Origin of the sequence: Streptomyces sp. DSM 40750 (genome assembly GCF_024612035.1) — a bacterium.
In the GTDB taxonomy this organism is placed as follows: domain Bacteria; phylum Actinomycetota; class Actinomycetes; order Streptomycetales; family Streptomycetaceae; genus Streptomyces.
Genome location: NZ_CP102513.1, coordinates 8914587 through 8932302, shown reverse-complemented (window position 1 = coordinate 8932302; position 17716 = coordinate 8914587). Strand labels below are relative to the sequence as shown.

The window sequence follows — 17716 nt, the reverse complement described above, 5'->3', positions numbered from 1 at the left end:
AGATATCGGCTCAGGTATCCGCACAGGTGTCGGCACAGGTGTCGGCACAGGTGTCGCGACGGGCTTCGAGGAACGACTGAGAGCCGTGGCCCGGGACCATTACCACGACCGCCATGCCTTCAACATACGTATGCATCAGGGGGAGTTGACCCCTGACGAGCTGCGCCGCTGGATCCTCAACCGGTTCCACTATCAGCGGCACATCCCCGTCAAGGACGCCCTGGTCCTGGCCAAGCTGGGTACCCCGCGGCTGCGCCGTATGTGGCTGCGGCGGATCGAGGAGCACGACGGCCGGGCCGACGGGGAGGGCGGCATCGAGCGGTGGCTGAGGCTGGGCGAGGCCGCTGGGCTCGACCGGTCGGATCTGCTGTCCGGTGAGGGAGTACTGCCCGGGGTACGGCTGGCGGTAGACGGATACGTCAACTTCTGCCGGCTCCGCTCCCCGTTGGAGGCCGTCGCGGCGTCCCTCACCGAGTTGTCCGCACCGGGCATCATGCGCACGCGCATCGCCGCGTTCGAGCGTCACTACCGGTGGATCGACGCCGACGGTCTCGCCTATTTCCGTACCCGCGAGACCCAGGGCCGGCAGGACAGCGGCGAGGCACTGGGCCTCGTCCTGGACTGGGCCCGCACGGAGGCCGATCAAGAGCGTGCCGTGGCAGCCCTTGCCTTCAAGTGTGACGTGTTGTGGTCGCTGCTCGACGCGATCGACCACGGCGACCGGAAGGAGCACCAGTGACTGCGAGTGCGGGTGCGAGTGCGAGTGCGGGTGCGACTGCGACCGGATGGCGGCCGGCCCTGGCGCGCTCGGTGGTGCGCCGCCACGACCGGGTACGCCAGGCGGACCTGTTGGTCCTGCCGGAACGGGTGGTGGTCCTCAGGGGCCGGGCCGCGGATGTCCTGCGGCTGTGCGACGGCCATCGGCACGTGGATGAGATCGTCGAGGAGTTGGCGGCACGCTTCCCCGGCGCCCCCGTAGCGGCCGAAGTCCCCCGGTTCCTCGACCGCGTACGCGAGGAGGGCTGGCTGCGATGACGAGTCCACCGCCGCCGGGCACAGCTCCCCCGGCGCCCTGGGCCCTGCTGGCCGAACTCACCCACGCCTGCCCGCTGCACTGCCCCTACTGCTCCAACCCCCTGGAACTCACGCGCCGTTCACGCGAACTCTCCGCCGAGGAATGGGACGGCGTGTTCCGGCAGGCGGCGGACCTCGGCGTCGTGCACACCCATCTCTCCGGTGGCGAGCCACTGCTCCGCCGCGATCTCACAGCTGTTGTCGCCGCCGCCGAATCGGCCGGGATCTACACCCAACTGGTCACCAGCGGCGTCGGGTTGAGTACGGCGAGGATGTCCGCGCTCGCGTCCGCCGGACTGCGCAGCGTCCAGCTGTCGGTGCAGCACGCGGATCCGGTGGCATCCGACCGGATCGCCGGCCACCGGTCGTTCGAGGCGAAGGAACGGGCCGCCGCACTCGTACGCGACGCGGGCCTGCCGCTGGGCCTCAACGTCGTCCTGCACCGCGACAACCTCGACGCCGTCGACGCCATCGTGGACCTGGGTGTGGCCTGGGGCGTCGAGCGGGTCGAGCTGGCCAACGTCCAGTTCCACGGGTGGGCCCTGCGTAACCGCACCGCGCTGTTGCCCACCCGTGACCAGTTGTCCCGCGCCCGGGAGGCGGTCGAGCGCCGACGGGAGCAACTGGCGGGCACCATCGAACTGGTGTGGGTCGTGCCGGACTACTTCGACGGTGTGGCGAAGCCGTGCATGGGCGGCTGGGGTGCGGTGTCGCTGACGGTCGCCCCGGACGGCGCTGTCCTGCCGTGCCCCGCGTCCCGGGAGCTGTTGGGCTCGGACGTACCGAACGTACGCGACCGGTCCCTGACGTGGATCTGGAACAGGTCCCCGGCCTTCGACCGCTATCGCGGCACGGCGTGGATGAGCGGGCCCTGTGGCGGCTGTCCCCGCCGCGAGATCGACTTCGGCGGCTGCCGCTGTCAGGCACATGCGCTCACCGGTGACGCCGCCCGCACCGACCCCGCCTGCGCGCTCTCGCCCGACCACGCTCTCGTACGCACCCTGTCGCAGCCGCCGCGCGCCGACGCCCCGTCCGCCGACGCCTCACGCTACGTCTACCGCGGGCCCGATCGCCACCACACGGAAGTCACGAGGGGTGTCAAGCGATGACCAGAACGCACCGCGGGCAGGACCGCGGACAGGACCGCAGACAAGTAGGGATCGCCGCCGGCACACTCGCCCTGGTGCTTGCCGCCAGTGCCTGCGGCTCGGGCTCCGGTTCCCAGGACTCGGCCGACGACCCCATCGTGATCGGTGTCTCCTTGCCGCTCACCGGGGACTTCTCCGAACCCGGCAAGGGCGTCGAACGGGGCTACAAGGCCTGGGCGAAGATCGTCAACGACAAGGGCGGACTGCTGGGCCGCAAGGTCGAGTTGAAGATCCTCGACGACCAGTCCAACGCCGACCGCGTCGTCTCCGACTACGAGCAACTGATGGGCAGGGACGAAGTCGACCTGCTCTTCGGGCCGTTCTCCACCCGGCTCGTCGTCCCGTCCGCGCGGGTGGCCGAGGAGTACGGGATGCTCTTCGTCGAACCGGCGGGTGCGGCCCCGGAGGTCTTCGAGCAGGGCTTCAAGAACCTCTTCTACGCCGCTCCGGCCGTCGCCGACGACCACTACAACCTTCTGGCCGACCACATCCTGGCCATGCCGGAGAGCGAGCGTCCGAAGTCGGTCGCGTACGCGGCCATGGACGACCCCTTCGCCCAGGGAACCGCGTACGGGCTGAAGTCGAAGCTGGAGAAGGGCGGCATCAGGACCGTCGCCGACGAGGTGTATCCCCCCAACACCACCGATTTCGGCAGCATCGCCGCCAAGATCGCCGACTCGAAGGCCGACATGGTGGTGGGCGGCACCCAGTACCAGGACGGCGTCAACCTGATCGTCGCCCTGCAGCAGCTCGACTACCAGCCGAAGCTGGCCGCCTTCTCCACCGCGCCGACCGAGCCGGAGTTCGCGAAGGCCATCGGCAACAAGACCGAGGGCATTCTCGCGCCCACCGGCTACACCCAGAAGGCCGACTACCCGTCCAACACGGAGTTCGTCGAGAAGTACACCGAGCAGTTCGGCAAGGCTCCGGAGGAGGACGAGGCCAACGCCTACACGACCGGTCAGGTGGTGGCCGCCGCCGTCGAGGCCGCCCAGTGCGCCTCCCAGGACCCGGACTGCCAGAGCAAACTGGTGGAGTGGCTCCGCGGCCATCAGGTGGAGACCGTCGTGGGACCGCTGAAGTGGGACGACAAGGGCCGGCCGCAGAGCGCGCACATGATCCAGCAGTGGGTCGGCGGTGAGATCCAGATCGTGCTCCCCGAGGCACAGAAGGAAGCCGATCTGATCTATCCGAAGCCGACGTGGTGAGGCAGGCATGCCCTCCGCGAGCCTCGTCTTCCAGAGCCTTGTCCTCGGCGTGCTGCTGGGTGGGCTGTACGCCCTCCTGGCGGCGGGCCTCACCCTCTACTTCGGCGTGATGCGCGTCGTGATGATCGCCCACTCCGCCTTCCTGATCCTCGCCGCGTACCTCGCCTGGTTCGCGCACCGGGAGACCGGTGTCGATCCGCTCCTCACCCTGTTCGTCACCGTGCCCCTGTTCTTCGCCGCGGGCGTCGCCATGCAACGGCTGCTCCTGACCCGGCTCCGCCCGGCGACGCTCACCATGATGTCCGTGCTGCTGACGTTCGCGGTGGCGCTGGTCATCGAGGGGCTGCTCGGTTACGCGTTCAGCGGCACCCAGCGCCGTATCCGGCTCGGCTACAGCTCCGTGAGCATCGAGTTCCTCGGGGCACGCGTGGCGGTGGTGAAGCTGATCGCCTTCGGCATGGCCGCACTCGCCCTGCTCGGCCTCTACCTCCTCATGAAGCACAGCCGGTTCGGCCAGGCACTGCGCGCCACCATCCAGCACCGGGACGCCGCCCGGCTGCTCGGCATCGACACCGACCGGATCGCCGGATACGGGTTCGGCCTCGGTCTCGCCACGGCGGCCGTCGGCGGCACGGCGCTCGCCCTCGACACCACCATCTACCCCTCGCTGCACTGGCACTGGATCGGCCCGCTGATGGCCATCATCGTCGTCGGCGGACTCGGCAGTGTGCCGGGCGCCGCCATCGCCGCCATGGCGCTGGGCGTCCTCCAGAGCCTGCTGCAACTGGAGCTGTCCACCACCTGGGCGCAGACCGTCTTCTACGTCGCGCTCTTCGCCACGCTGGCCGTCAGGCCGCAGGGATTCTTCGGGGGGCGGCTTGCGCAGAGGTTCTGACCCCAGGTACGTCCACCCCAGGTTCGTCCATCTCTGCGTTCTGCTCCTGGCAGCCGCCGTAGCGCTCTCCTTCCCGTCCATGGCCCCGAGCCCGTACGAGATCACTGTGGGCATCGCCATCCTCAACTTCGCGGTGCTGTCCACCTCCTGGAACTTCGTCGGCGGCTTCACGGGCTATGTCTCCCTCGGGCACGGTGCGTTCGCCGGACTCGGGGCCTACGGGACCGGGCTGCTGGTCGCCAAGGGCGAACTTCCGCCTTTCGCCGCGCTGTTCGTCGCCGCGCTGATGGTGGCGGCGCTCGCCGTTCCGGTCGGCTACGCCGCCCTGCGGGTACGCGGTGCCTCCTTCGTCATCGTCTCCATCGCCCTCGTCCTCATCCTGCTGCTGGTCTTCCAGAGCTGGGCCGCCCTCACCGGCGGTTCCCGGGGACTGGTCGTACCGCGGCCCTTCCCCGGCATGCTGCGTGCCGAGCACCACCAGACCTTCTACTTCCTCTTCCTGGCACTGCTCGCGCTGGCCCTGCTGGTCTGGTGGGTCATCGACCGGTCGCGGTTCGGCATGGGCCTGAAAGCGATCCGCGAGGACGAGGACAAGGCCCAGTCACTCGGCATCCCCACCTTCACGTACAAGCTGGTGGTCTTCGTCGTCTCCGCCGCCTTCACCGCGCTGGCCGGCGGGTTGTACGCCCTGTGGTTCGGCGACCTCGACCCGGTCTTCCAGTTCTCCATCCTCAGTGGGTCGTACATGGTGCTGATGGCACTGCTCGGCGGCGTACGCCAGTTGTACGGGCCGCTGCTGGGAGCGTTGATCGTCGGGTATGCCCTGGAGTACTCCAAGGTCGAGTACGGGGACACACCTTTGCATCTGGTCGTGGCGGGGCTGCTCCTCGGCGTCGTCGTGACGTTCATGCCGGACGGCGTCATCCCGGCCGCCGGCGCTCTGCTGCGCCGGTTCCGCCGGACCGGCGACGCCTCCATCAGGGAGGTGACCGCGGCCGAACTGCGGGAGGAGCACGAGGAGCACGAGGAGACCGACGGGCGCGACGCGACGGAGGTGAGGAACAGTGAACGAAGCGGCACCTGAGGCGGAGCCCGAAGCGGAGCCCCAGCCGAGTCTCGCGACCACCGGGCTCACCAAGGCCTTCGGCGGAGTCACCGCACTCGACTCGGCCACCGTGACCTTCCACCACGGCAAGGTCAACGCCCTGATCGGGCCCAACGGTTCGGGAAAGACGACCTTCTTCAACTGTGTCACCGGGATGATCCGCCCGGACTCCGGTCGCGTCACGTACCGCGGACGTGACCTCACGGGCAGACCCCCGCACCGGATCGCCCGAGCCGGCATCGGGCGTTCCTTCCAGCTCTGCCGGGTCTTCCCCCGGATGACCGTGCTGGACAATCTCCTGGCCGCCGTCCGGCCACGCGGTCTCACCGGACAGCTCGCGCGCTCGGGCACGCGTGCGGAGACCGAGCGGGCCCGTTACTGGCTGACCCGGATGGGCATCGAGCACCTGGAGCAGGCCGAGGCCCGCCAACTCTCCTGGGGGCAGCAGAAGTTGCTGGAGCTGGCAGGCGTACTGACGAGCGAGCCGGAGCTGATCCTGCTGGACGAGCCCGCGGGCGGGGTCAACCCGGCACTCATCGACCGCATCGGCGACCTGGTGCTCGAACTCAACTCCGAGGGCCGGACGTTCTTGATCGTCGAGCACAACATGGACATGGTCATGAGCCTCAGTGACCACGTCGTCGTGTTCGACCGCGGTCGGCCGATCGCACAGGGGCCGCCCTCACTGATCCAGTCCGACGAACGAGTCCTCGGGGCATACCTTGGCGTCTGACTCTCACACCGACTCCGGCACCGGCACCGGCACCGACCCGGCGTTCCTTCTCGAACTCGACGACATCCGCGCCGGATACGGCCGGGCGGCGCTGGTCCTGCGCGGGCTGACGGTCCGCGTACCGGCCGGAGCGATCGTCTGTCTGGTCGGGCCCAACGGGGCGGGCAAGTCCACCGTGCTCAAGGTGGCCAGTGGCCTCCTCGCCCCTCGCTCGGGCCGGATCCTCGTCGACGGCGAGGAGGTCACCGGCCATGGACCGCAGCGGATGCTCGCCGCCGGAGTCGCCCATGTCCTCCAGGGTCACAGTGTCTTCAGGGAGATGACGGTCGCCGAGAACGTCCTGCTCGGCGGTTACACCCTGCGGGACAAGGCACTCGTAGCCGAACGGGCCGACTTTGTGCGGGCGCTTTTCCCGGTAGTGGCCGAGCGGTGGACGAGCCTGGCCGGGCTGCTCTCCGGCGGGCAGCAGAAGCAGGTGGAGTTCGCGCGTTCACTGATGGTCAAACCCCGGGTCGTCCTCCTCGACGAGCCGTCGATGGGTCTCGATCCCAAGGCGACCGGGGTGGTCTTCGAGCAGATCATACGGATGCGGGACGCGGGGACCGCCGTGCTGCTGGTCGAACAGAACGCGCGGCGCGCCCTGGAGGCGGCCGACACCGGCTGTGTCCTCGATCTCGGCCGGGTCCATATCGCGGGCCCGGCACGCGAGTTGCTCGCCGACCCGCAGCTCGGCGAGCTCTATCTGGGCGGTCGGCCCGCCCGCCGATGACTCCGATGGCCCCGATGGCCCCGATGGCTCCAAGGAGAACGTTCATGCGCAGCAGACGGAACACACGCGCGGCAGTCGCCGCACTGCTGACCGCCCTCGCCACTACAGGTGCGGCACCCTCCGGAGCCGGAACAGGAGCAGGCCCCGTACTCCCCTCCCTCCGCCCCCACCTGGCGGCGTACTACGACTTCGAGCACCCTGTCCCCGGCAACCCGGCGAGGGAACGTGACCTGGGCTTCTCCCGTACCGACATCGACCTGGTCGGCGGCGGGGCAAGGATGCGCACGAACGACGGAGCGCACCGGGGCAGCCGGACCTCGCTCCAGGTGCGGCAGGTCACCCCGGACGCGAAGGGCAACGACGACTGGAAGGCGGGGGTGTACGGGCCTTCCGGCGTGCCGACGCTCCAGGCGTTCAACGCGGTCGAGGGGATGACCGTGATGGGCTGGTTCAAGATGACCGGCCCGAACCCAGGCCTCAACAGCAACACGGCCGCCCCGGATGACCGTTACGGTGCCGTGGGCCTGGCCGGAGTGCTGTCGGGGGACTCCGACGGCCATGCCGTTCGGGGCCTGCTGGAGATCATCGAGGTGAACGGCGAACTGCGGCTCGTAGCTCTCGGCCGGCGCGTCGACGGGGCGAGTTCGCAGACCTTCGCCGCCTCGCAGGACTGGCGCGCCCTGCTGCCGGTCGACGAGTGGGTCTTCCTCGCCGCAACCTTCGACTTCGGCACGGGAGCGATGGCGCTGTACCGCAACGGGCAGCCGCTGGACGGCTTCTACACCGTTCCTGGCGATCCCTGGGACCTCTCGGGGCCGGGCCCGCACCACGCCTCGCCCACCGATCCCCGGGGCATCAAGATCGGCGGCAGCTTCCCGCAGAACACCGCCGAACGCAATCCCTGCGACTGCCGCATGGACAGCCTGATGTTCCTGGACAGCGCGGTGGGCCACGACCGGATCCGGGCCCAGTACCGACGGGTGGCCGGCCACTGACGACCCACGTTCACAAAGGAGTGACCTTCATATGGCCGCATCTCCGGGCCCCGGACGCCGAGCCCACTCACTGATCCCCCTGGTCGTCCTCGCACTGTTGCTGTCGGCCCTCGTCGCCCTCCCCGGCACAGCGCTCGCGGCGGCTGCCGCCCCCGTCACCGACCCCATCCCCGAGCGGCCCGCCGCCTCCGGCATCGGGCTGACCGTCGAGGAGTACGCCTCCTTCCCGAAGACCGATCCGCCGCCCGGCCCGGTCACCGATCCCCGGCTGATGCGGCACGCCCGCATCAACCACCTCAGCGAGCTTCCCGACCGCTCCGGTCGGAAGGCCGTGCCCGACCTCAACGGCAAGCTCTACTTCGTCAAGGACGGCGGCAGCCCCCAGGTCTACCTCGACATCGCCGCCACCTTCTCCCCCGCCTTCTTCGCCAGCCGGGGCCTCGGCCAGGGCTTCGGGTTCGTCACCTTCGACCCCGGCTTCCGGCGCAACGGCCGCTTCTACACCGTGCACACCGAACTGGCCTCCGCCACCACCGTCGTACCCGACTACCGGCAGCAGGCAGCCACCGTCTACCACGGCGTCGTCACCGAGTGGACCGCCACCGACCCCACGGCCGACACCTTCACCGGCACCCGCCGGGAGATCCTGCGCATCGGCTTCGCGAGCCCGGTCCACGGCATCCAGCAGATCGACTTCAACCCGACGGCCGGTCCCCACGACCGCGACCGCGGACTGCTCTACCTCGCCGTCGGCGACGGCGGCCAGGGCGCCAGGAACACCGAGCCGCAAAGCCTCTCCCTGCCGCACGGCAAGATCCTGCGCATCGACCCGCGCGGCACGAACAGCGCCAACGGCAAGTACGGGCTACCGGCGGACAACCCGTTCGCGAACACGCCAGGCGCACTCGGCGAGATCTACGCGTACGGCCTGCGCGACCCGCACCGCTTCAGCTGGGACCCGGCGGGCAGCCACCGCATGTACGTCGGCAACATCGGCCAGCACGCCGTCGAGTCGGTCTACGAGGTGCGCGCGGGCGACAACTTCGGCTGGAGCGAACGCGAAGGCCCCTTCGTCTTCGACAAGACGGCCACCGATCCCTGCGAGCAGATCCTTCCCCTCCCCGAGGACGACGAGAAGTACGGCTACACCTACCCCGTAGCCGCCTACGACCACGACCCGCCCGCCGACTGGAACTGCACCTCCGACGTCGGCCGGGCAGTCGTGGGCGGCTTCGTCTACCGAGGCCATGACCTGCCCGAACTACGCGGCACATACATGTTCGGAGACATCGTCGACGGACGTCTGCTCTTCGCCGACTCCAAGGACATGAGGCGCGGCAGCGAGAAACTGGCGCAGCTGTACGACCTGATGCTGTACGACGCGAGCGGCAAGCGCGTCACGATGCGGGACCTGGCCCAGAACACCCGGGTGGACCTGCACTTCGGCCGGGACGCCGCCGGCGAGCTGTACCTCCTCTCAAAGGCCAACGGCAAGATCTGGAAGATCACCGGCACACGCGAATTCGCCTCCTGCGACACCGCCGGCTCCCGCCTCACCCACGTAATGGACGGCCGGAACTGGGCCCCCGTCACCCCGTCCAAGTGGCGCTTCCCGGGCCGAGAGGCCGTCCTCGCGGAGGCCGGCGTCCAGCGCCCCGGCCCGCGCCGCCCCTCCGAGTACGCCGTGCTGACGGCGGGCCCGGAGTACGGAGACGTACGGATCGACGCCGAGGTCCGCATCGACACCCCCGTCGAGACGACCAACCGAGACGTGATCATCGTCTTCGACTACCAGTCGGACACGAAGTTCTCCTACGCCCACCTGTCCCAGGACAACACGATCTACCCGCACAACGGCGTCTTCGTCGTCAACGACGCCGACCGCCTGCGCATCGACGACCAGTGGAACGGCACGACGGGCGCCCCACCGGCCATCACCGACACCGCCTGGCACAAGGTGCGGGTGGTGCGCTGCGCGAGCACGGGCGAGATCACGGTCTACGTCGACGGCTCGAAACGGCCGCTGATGACCGCCGTCGACACCACCCTCACCTCCGGCAGGGTGGGCTTCGGGTCGTTCGACAACACCGGACGGCTTCGCGACCTGAAGGTTTCCTCTCCCTGAGAGTGCGCTGGGGGTGTGGGCAGCTCGCACCCCCAGCGGCCGGTCCCCCGTTGAGGCCGTGCGGGACACCGACAGCCCGGAGGCGGAGACGTCCTCAGCGGAGAGCGTGTAGTCGCCGGTGAGGAGATTCAACTCCCGGGCCAACCTCTTCGGCCACTGCTTCTTTGTCAGTCCCCCTACCGGGGCGTCAGAAGCGGGTCCGCCCATACGATCGGCCCGCCGCATAACCGCGGGCGATCATCGGTCATCCGGGAGGCCCTCTGTGCTGGACCTGCCTCCGGGCTGACACGCCCACCGCCTCAATCAGTACCAAGATCCGGACCATACGCGGGCCAACACTCCATCCGTCGCAGATCCAGCCTCCGTTTTGCCTGGTCACCAGCGCCATAAAAGATGTACCACCAGCAGACGAAGAACCTACTGACAGGCTTGAGCCCTACCTGCGACGGTCACTCAGCGTGCCTACGGCCGTGCTCAGTCGGGCTGGCTTCCCCCTCCGCCGCCAGTGACCACAGCCCAAGCCACCTCTGGGGAGAATTTGGGGAGTGCGAGCGCCTCTGGGGAGCGCGTGGGGAGAATCGGCTACCCAACTGGGGACGAGCCTGAAGGAACGCGAAAGAAGGACCAACGCGGGTCAGATACCTGATCAACCGCATTTTTGCAGGTCAGGGCCATCTGGTAGACAACTTCAAGAAAATCTCCTCGTGGGCGGCGATCCTCTTTGCTCCCACGCTCGTGGGAACCTGTCGCCGTTCCGTGAACCGTTCAGAGACCGCCGACAGCCGTCAACAACCATCGATGGCCAACCAACCAGCCCGCCCGACCTCAATGACCATCCTGCCAGCAGTTCGGGACGACGAGGTCCGTGCCAGACCCGTGCCATATCGTGCGGGGAATCACGGGGAACACCAGGGAACCAGGCGACCGCCGGTCAGGCGCTGACACCGCTCTACCGCAGATCAGCTCCGAAGCAAGCCCCAGATGCCCTTAGCTTCCCAAGCTGAGTGCCCAATCGTGCCCGGCGATAGCCAAGGGCACGGTGGACCTTGGCCCAGCTGGTCGGATCCGCCTCACAGCTCCTCGCTACGATCCCTGCCCATGGACAGCAAGGGCGGGGATCCCTCACACCAGCACACGGACTCCGGTACGGCCGTGGAGTTCGTCTACAGGCCAACGGCAGCGGACTTCGAAGAGGCGCTCCATGCACGAGCTCGTCGGTCACCGTCGGGGCGGGCCCAGGCACTCATGGCGCCGCTCGTGGCGCTCATCGCCGTGAGCATCTTCTCGGTTCTCCAGGATGCCCCGCTGCCCGTGTGGATCATCTCGCTGGTACTCGCCGGCTCATACAGCACGCCCTGCCGCTCGACGCGGGCAGCAACAGCCCGCCCGACAGACGCCGGCGTCGAGTTGGGCGCACTCGCGAAGGCGTGCCGGGCGTACTCAGCAGTCTGAAGCAGTGCCGGAAGCACAACGCACTGAAACGACCTCACCAGCCGGGCGGACCGTACCTCTGCGTCAACGGTAGTGCCGTCCGGGACTGCCTCGACTGCGGGTTGACCGGAATCCGCAGCAGCCATCACGGCGTCCAACAAGTCCCGCACCTCGCGAGCAGCCGACTCATCGAGGCCGAGGGCACGAGAGAGCCGGTCGAGCACATCGAGACTTGGAACCATGCGCCCTGTCTCGACCTTGGACACGGTCGGTTGCCCCACACCAGCCCGCTTCGCCAACACGGCACCCGTCAGGCCCGCTTCCGCCCGAAGTCCACGAAGACGCGCACCAAGCGCCCGCATCCGCTCCCGCCGCTCACTCCCCATGGTCAGGGTTCTACACCACAGGGCAGCGGGATGTCGGATCCCAGTTGATGCCTGACGTTCTGGTCCCAGCTGTTGTTTGACGGTGGGCCTAGACAACTTGGGAAGCCCCGTGGGGCTTGTTCGCTTTCACGTTACGGACCGGGACGTCGGTCGTGCGCCGGATGACCCGGATCTGCCCGTCCAGCTCGACGGTGATCGTTGTGTCCGACACGTGCACGGTCACCGTCTGGCCTGCGTAGGGGCGGCCGAGGGAGACGGTCTGGCGGCAGACCATGACCGTGCCCACCGCGCTGACCCGCCGCTGCACGCGGACCGGCTCCACCCGGGGCCGGGGCGGCGGACCCGCGGGCCGCAGGCCGTGCAACCGCTGCACCTTCTCGCTGGTGAGCGGGTTGGGCCGCACCCGCAGCAGCTCCCGCGATGAGGGATCGAAGAACGACAGCGTCTCCTCGTCGATCCGGATGCCCACCTGACGGCCGCCGAGGATCTCCGCCGCAAGCACCTGGCGCCCGCCCAGGTTCACCAGCCCGCTGTTGTTCACCACCCTGTCCACCTCGAACGCCACCCCGTCCCCGGCAGGCAGTGGAGAGGGACCGGCCGCGCGACCTCCCCGGGCGGCCAGCTGCACGAGATCCGCCACCGACAGGTGCGACCGCACACTCTTGATCCGCGCCCCGGCGACCAGCAGATGGATCACCGATGTGTCCGCCCAGAACGTCACCGTCAGCCCCGAACGGGACGGCCCCAGCCAGAACTGCTTCCCCGCGACCTGCAGATTTCCACTCGCAGGCACCACCCGCTCGAACTCCACCGGCCCACCGGGCTCCATCGCCGCCGATGCCGGGACCTCCTCGGGCAGCCCGGCGCGGACGGCCATCGCCTCAGCCGGACCCCGCTCCGCAGGCGCAGTCCGCTGCTGCGGCACCAGAGCCAGCACCCCCGGCACCCTCAGCCCCAGCACATCCCGCTCCTCCTCGGGAACCGGCGTGAACCGGTCACCCGGAGAGTGCATGTCCAGCGCCTGATGCGGCCGGACGGAGTTGTACTCCTGCACCCACGCGTCCAGCGCCGACTGCGCCGCCTGGATGCTCTCGAACGCACCGCAATCGTCGAGGAGTTCACGTCGCAGCGTCTGATGGAACCGCTCGACCTTGCCCGTCGTGGTCGGCGAGGCCGGCTGGGTGAGCCGGTGCGCGATCCCGTTCTCCCGGCAGATCCGGTCGAACAACACCTCACCGCCATGCCCGAACCGGTCGGTGAACTGCTTGCCGTTGTCGGTGAGCACCTCCTCCGGCACCCCGAACGCCTGCAAGGCCCGGACGAACGCCGCGCAGACCGCCCGTCCCGTCGCCCGCTCCACCACCGAAGCGATCACGCAGAAGCGGGAGTGGTCATCCACACCCGACACCACCTTGGCCTCGGTCAGTTCACCGGTCACCGCGTTGACCAGCATCACCCCGCCGACGATGTCCGTCTGCCACAGCTGCATCGGCCGGTCCCGCTGCCACCGCTTGTAATCCGACCGCTTCCGGCGCCTGACCCCCGGCTCCACCAGCCCATGCCGGACCAGAATCCGATACACCGTCATCCGCGACGGCACCGGCGTGACTGCCCCAGACCGCTCCAGCACATGAGCGATCCGCCGCGGCCCCCACCGAGGATGCTTACGCCGCAGTTCGCACACGGCCGCCTCGACCTCGGCAGAGGCCTGATGCGGACACGACGCCGGCCTACGTGAACGATCCGCCAACCCGGCCAGCCCGGAAGCCTCATACCGGGACTTCCACCCGCTCACCGTCTGCCGCGAGACGCCCAGCTGGACGGCGACCTCCGTCACCGTCGCACCCGCCAGCACCGCCAGAAAAGCCCGGCATCTCTGCTCGACAACCGACAACTCCACCAGCGCCAATCCCAGCCTCCCCACACACGCCTCAACGACGCGCACAGAAAAGCCGAACACAGCCACTGTCAACCATCACCTGGGACCGAACTGTCAAGCATCTACCGGGACCGGACACGCCCCAGCAGACCGACTGAGTTACAACTTTCTCTACTGGTTCAAGGCGGCTCGCTCCGCTCCCCGCGCGCGGCCCGGCCCCCGGCCGGGCCTGCGCTCCTGCCTCCGTCCCGCTCCAGCCCGGCCGACGTCCGTGCCGCGCGCACAGCAATCAGCCACTTGCCGCGAGAGAAGGGGTACGTCGTGGCTGGGGCGGTCGGCTACGCGGCTTTAGGCAGCCACTTTGGCGCGAGCCTCGAAGATCATGGCCCCAACGTCGTGCTTTACCGGGCAGGTCCACAGACTGCCCGACGCGCCGGAAGCTTACGGCGCCATGATCACTCGCGCCAAAGCAGCTCCAGCCCAAAGCCGCTCCGCCGACCGCCTGTGCTGCTGCAACACTAGGGTGAATTCATTCGCGAAACCAACCACTCCGTGTTGCATTATCGCAGCACGTGGCGATACGGCATTTATTGCACGCTGGGCTCTTCTTCCCGATTCCTTACATCTTGTTTTCCCGTCACGGGGCCATGGAACGTACTACCGTTAAAGTCGATATGATCTCCTGCAATATCGTATCCCACCCTAGCCTGCCTCCCAGAGAACCAGGTATCCCTAATGAGACGAAGCGCAGGGAACAAGTGAAGGAGGGAGAAGAGGAGGAGCGCAATTCTGGCCAGACTGGCGAGCGCATCTCCTAGCGCACTATCGAAAGTGAGACCGCTGATCACTGACGGAACAGCAAAGAGGAAGAAGAGGGAGGCCAGGAAGGGGACTACATGAGCCCGGTCCTCGGCGTTTCGCTGGGATCCCCGCTGGTCGACCTCAACGTCACCCTCCTTGTTTGAGGTCTTGACCTTCCACTGGCGCGCATTTTCGCCGTCAAGTACGAGACTGAAACCCACCTCCTCCCCTCGCTCTAGTTGTCCAATCGTATAAATGATCTCAGAATCCGAGGATTCGGGGCTTCTTTCAACCCCCAATTCCGGTTCGGGGTCTGGCGCTGGAATCAGATTCAGGAGTTGAACGCCATCAGGGATAGAGAAACGAACTCTCTGATCTTTGATAACGGTATTTCCGCTGTTCGCGAGCCTATAGCGGGCGGAGAATAGGTTATATACGCGCGTTCCATTGTAGGAGATTCGCAGCTCATCTCTGAGCTCAGGGTCGATATTGTCAAGGCCGGGCTTCGTGTCCGAGTCCCAGGAAATTCTTTTCCGTGGCTCCTGACGCACCTTGAGGAAGTGAACTAGGAGAGTTCCGAAAACGCCAACAAACGCACTCGCTAGCCCGATAATCAGTTTTTGCTGCATGTCGGTCAATCCGGATGAACCGGCAGCAATGGTGGCGATTGTTGACATATTACCTCCGTGTGGCGCTTGTCACTCAATGTTAGAGAGTGCCGGGTAGGCGGTGTGCCACTTTCAGGGCGTAATCGGTGCGCGGTACTGGGCGTCGAACGAGCGCGGGAAGGAGGCGTCGATCAGAGAGATACCGTTGAGTACCACGCCGCCGTCATCGTCGATCTCAGTGCAGAGCACCGGGTGGAAGGAGCAGTCCTCGTAGATGTCCCCCACTCGGATCCCGGCAGGGTTGCGAGGGTCCGTCACGTCATGCGGCCCAACATGCCACGGGAGATCGCGCAGCGCCGCTGAGGTCGTCACGGACCGGCCGTCGTGACCTGCCCTGGTCGACGACACAAGCCAGTAGCGTGGCTGAGACTGGTGGGGGTGCAGCGAGGCACACACGCGCGCCTGATCGGTCGACGCACCCGCCATCGTGGCTGACTGTCGTCGGCTGAGGTTCGTGCCACAACCGTGCCAGATGCAGCGGTCAGCCACGGTCAACGGGGGTGTCCCGCAGTCGAGTTTCTGGCCGCCTCACCAGGTATCGAAGCCGCAGGTCAGCGGCACGATTGCCCAGCCTCTCTCCTAAAGCGGTGGCTTCCTGGCAACCAGCGGCAGCGGCCAGCCGGCGCAGGCCACTAGTGCGCTGCCGTCCTCGGTGAGGAAGAGCAGGGTGGTCCATGTCCGATCGGCAGCATCGACAAACCCTGTGCGCACGGGTCGGCCATGTTCGCGGATGAGCTGCACTGCTCGTTCCAGCCCAAGAGGTTCGAGTCCGTGCATCCGCATGCGCTGAAGTCGGCGCTTGAAGACTCCGGCATGCTGCCCTGCGGGTTGTGCCCGGTCCGCCACCCAGTAGGTGGCGCCGCTGCGGAGGGTGGCCAGAGCAATCACGGAAGCCTCGTCATCACCGGCCAACAGCGATTCCAGCACATGCCGTTCCATGGTCACCCCCGTCTGGATCCTGCGGTACATCAGCCAGGTACCGCAACCCCAGCGATCGCCCGCGTCCGGTAGCGCCCCTGCGGGGGCTCGGTAGCGGCCGGAATAGCCGTAACTGACCGATCCCGCGAGAGCTACGGGTCAGGAAGTGCCCGTGCCCCCTCCGTGCCCGATCGGGTGGGGAACCACGGGGAATCACGGTGCCGAGCGGGCACCTCGCAGCACGACGGCCCCTGACCAACTACCTGGTCAGGGGCCGTTTCCGCACGCGGTGGGTGTGGGATTCGAACCCACGGTGACTCGCGCCACGACGGTTTTCAAGACTGACCTGTCCATCAGCTCGCCAGTCCACTGACCTGCACGTACAGGCGAGTGTGACCTGCCGTCCTTCAATCCTGGCCGGAGCTTGGCCGAATGGCACCTAGTACTCCAGCCGTAGATCGTGATCTTCATGGTTGTTGGGCGGTCCGACGCTGGTAGTGGCAGGCGCGGGCCCGGGCCTGGTGGCGTCGTCGCCACTCGGACCAACGGAGCCTGTGGATGACTGTGTGGACGGTCTGGGCGACGAGTGTGGTGAACAGGTGCTGGATCTCGTTGCAGGTCAGCGGGATCAGGTCGTCCGGAGCCTGCTCCTGCGCACGTTCATCGGCGGTGGCCGCGGCAAGAAAGGCGTGGGCGAGCATCGCGAGGGTGACCCAGCGGTGCCAGGACGTCCAACGCCTGACCTGGTGTTCGTCGAGACCGGCCAGGCCCTTGCCGGACTGGAAGATCTCCTCGACCGTCCACCTGCGCCCTGCCACTTTCACGAGGGTGGACAGGGGCACTCGCGCCGCCGAGTAGCAGCGGAAGTAGGCGAGTTCGCCGGTGCGCCGGTTGCGGCGGACGAGTAGGTGGCGCTGGCCGGGCCGGTCGTCGGCGATGTCGGCCAGGGCCCAGTCGTAGAAGCGGTGCCCTTTGGCTCCGGCGCCGGCGGAGAGCTTCTGCCAGGCTCGCTTCGGCAGCTTCTTGACCAGGACGTCGGCGCGGAACTTGCCCGCGCGGGTAGTGATCTGGTGGTCGCAGGCGACGGCGAGGACATAGCCGACCTGCCGTCCCTCCAGCGCGGTCCGTAGATGCGGGTTGCCTCCGTAGACCTCGTCACCGGCTACCCAGGACGCGGGGACGCCGGCGTCCAGCGCACGGCCGATCATGCGTGCGGCGAGCGTGGGTTTCGTGGCGAAGCCGACGGTGTCAGGGATCCCGGCCGCACGGCAGCGGGCCGTGTCCTGGGTCCAGGAGCGCGGAACATACAGTTCCCGGTCGATCGCCGCGTGCCCCCGCGGGGTCGAGTAGGCGAGGTAAACGGCCCCCTGACTGTTCTCGATGCGTCCGGCGGTGCCGGTGTACTGACGCTTGGCTTTGTACACGAGAACGGGAGTCGTTTGTCGATGAGCTCGGGAGGCCCTCTGTTGGCGGCCAGGTCGATGTTCACGAGTTTGGGAGGCACCCGCCGCTGCTACTACCGGCTCGTTGCCACGGGCCTGATCCCGCACACCGCGGCGACCTATCGGCGTCTGTCCTCCC

At 67.7% G+C, this 17716-nt stretch carries 14 protein-coding genes and 2 pseudogenes; 10 read left to right on the top strand and 6 right to left on the bottom strand.

Annotation, left to right across the window (positions count from 1 at the left end):
• The first annotated feature begins 16 nt into the window (after positions 1-16).
• The 10 genes from pqqC (at position 17) to JIX55_RS39475 (ending at position 10052) form a co-directional block, all read left to right on the top strand.
• Positions 17-739: a pyrroloquinoline-quinone synthase PqqC gene (gene pqqC, locus JIX55_RS39520; protein ID WP_257569629.1), complete on the top strand. Its 723-nt coding sequence runs from the start codon at positions 17-19 to the stop codon at positions 737-739.
• A complete protein-coding gene (gene pqqD, locus JIX55_RS39515) occupies positions 736-1035 on the top strand; it encodes a pyrroloquinoline quinone biosynthesis peptide chaperone PqqD (protein WP_257568020.1) in 300 nt (99 codons plus the stop codon). The genes pqqC and pqqD overlap by 4 nt, the downstream gene beginning before the upstream one ends.
• Positions 1032-2183 carry a pyrroloquinoline quinone biosynthesis protein PqqE gene (pqqE, locus tag JIX55_RS39510; protein ID WP_257568019.1) on the top strand — a complete coding sequence of 384 codons (1152 nt, stop codon included), beginning with the start codon at positions 1032-1034 and terminating at the stop codon, positions 2181-2183. Before pqqD ends, pqqE begins: the two co-directional genes overlap by 4 nt.
• The gene (locus JIX55_RS39505; RefSeq protein ID WP_257568018.1) at positions 2180-3430 is read left to right on the top strand and encodes an amino acid ABC transporter substrate-binding protein; all 1251 of its coding nucleotides are present in this window, start codon (positions 2180-2182) and stop codon (positions 3428-3430) included. The genes pqqE and JIX55_RS39505 overlap by 4 nt, the downstream gene beginning before the upstream one ends.
• A 7-nt stretch (positions 3431-3437) precedes the next feature.
• The gene (locus JIX55_RS39500) at positions 3438-4325 is read left to right on the top strand and encodes a branched-chain amino acid ABC transporter permease (RefSeq protein WP_257568017.1); all 888 of its coding nucleotides are present in this window, start codon (positions 3438-3440) and stop codon (positions 4323-4325) included.
• A 79-nt stretch (positions 4326-4404) separates the two neighbouring features.
• Complete coding sequence (locus JIX55_RS39495) at positions 4405-5409, top strand: branched-chain amino acid ABC transporter permease (protein ID WP_257568016.1); 1005 nt, start codon at positions 4405-4407, stop codon at positions 5407-5409.
• Positions 5390-6163 carry an ABC transporter ATP-binding protein gene (locus JIX55_RS39490; RefSeq protein WP_257568015.1) on the top strand — a complete coding sequence of 258 codons (774 nt, stop codon included), beginning with the start codon at positions 5390-5392 and terminating at the stop codon, positions 6161-6163. Before JIX55_RS39495 ends, JIX55_RS39490 begins: the two co-directional genes overlap by 20 nt.
• Positions 6153-6932 carry an ABC transporter ATP-binding protein gene (locus tag JIX55_RS39485; RefSeq protein ID WP_257568014.1) on the top strand — a complete coding sequence of 260 codons (780 nt, stop codon included), beginning with the start codon at positions 6153-6155 and terminating at the stop codon, positions 6930-6932. The genes JIX55_RS39490 and JIX55_RS39485 overlap by 11 nt, the downstream gene beginning before the upstream one ends.
• 44 nt (positions 6933-6976) lie before the next feature.
• Positions 6977-7927 carry a hypothetical protein gene (locus JIX55_RS39480; RefSeq protein WP_257568013.1) on the top strand — a complete coding sequence of 317 codons (951 nt, stop codon included), beginning with the start codon at positions 6977-6979 and terminating at the stop codon, positions 7925-7927.
• A 31-nt stretch (positions 7928-7958) separates the two neighbouring features.
• The gene (locus JIX55_RS39475; RefSeq protein ID WP_257568012.1) at positions 7959-10052 is read left to right on the top strand and encodes a PQQ-dependent sugar dehydrogenase; all 2094 of its coding nucleotides are present in this window, start codon (positions 7959-7961) and stop codon (positions 10050-10052) included.
• A gap of 1310 nt (positions 10053-11362) precedes the next feature.
• On the opposite strand, the pseudogene JIX55_RS39465 reads toward JIX55_RS39475, so the two are convergent.
• The 6 genes and pseudogenes from JIX55_RS39465 to JIX55_RS39440 form a co-directional block, all read right to left on the bottom strand.
• Positions 11363-11869 (bottom strand): annotated as a pseudogene (locus JIX55_RS39465) (Scr1 family TA system antitoxin-like transcriptional regulator); the annotation flags it as partial.
• Positions 11870-11957: 88 nt separating this feature from the next.
• The gene (locus JIX55_RS39460) at positions 11958-13763 is read right to left on the bottom strand and encodes an IS481 family transposase (RefSeq protein WP_443046744.1); all 1806 of its coding nucleotides are present in this window, start codon (positions 13761-13763) and stop codon (positions 11958-11960) included.
• A gap of 572 nt (positions 13764-14335) precedes the next feature.
• Positions 14336-15226, bottom strand: coding sequence for a hypothetical protein (locus tag JIX55_RS39455; protein ID WP_257568011.1), 891 nt, complete (start codon positions 15224-15226; stop codon positions 14336-14338).
• Between the two features lie 63 nt (positions 15227-15289).
• Positions 15290-15529 carry a hypothetical protein gene (locus JIX55_RS39450; protein ID WP_257568010.1) on the bottom strand — a complete coding sequence of 80 codons (240 nt, stop codon included), beginning with the start codon at positions 15527-15529 and terminating at the stop codon, positions 15290-15292.
• 267 nt (positions 15530-15796) lie between these two features.
• On the bottom strand, positions 15797-16156 hold the full coding sequence (locus JIX55_RS39445) for a hypothetical protein (RefSeq protein WP_257569627.1): 360 nt from the start codon (positions 16154-16156) through the stop codon (positions 15797-15799).
• 446 nt (positions 16157-16602) lie between these two features.
• Positions 16603-17547, bottom strand: a pseudogene (locus JIX55_RS39440) (IS701 family transposase); the annotation flags it as partial.
• Positions 17548-17716 lie beyond the last annotated feature (169 nt).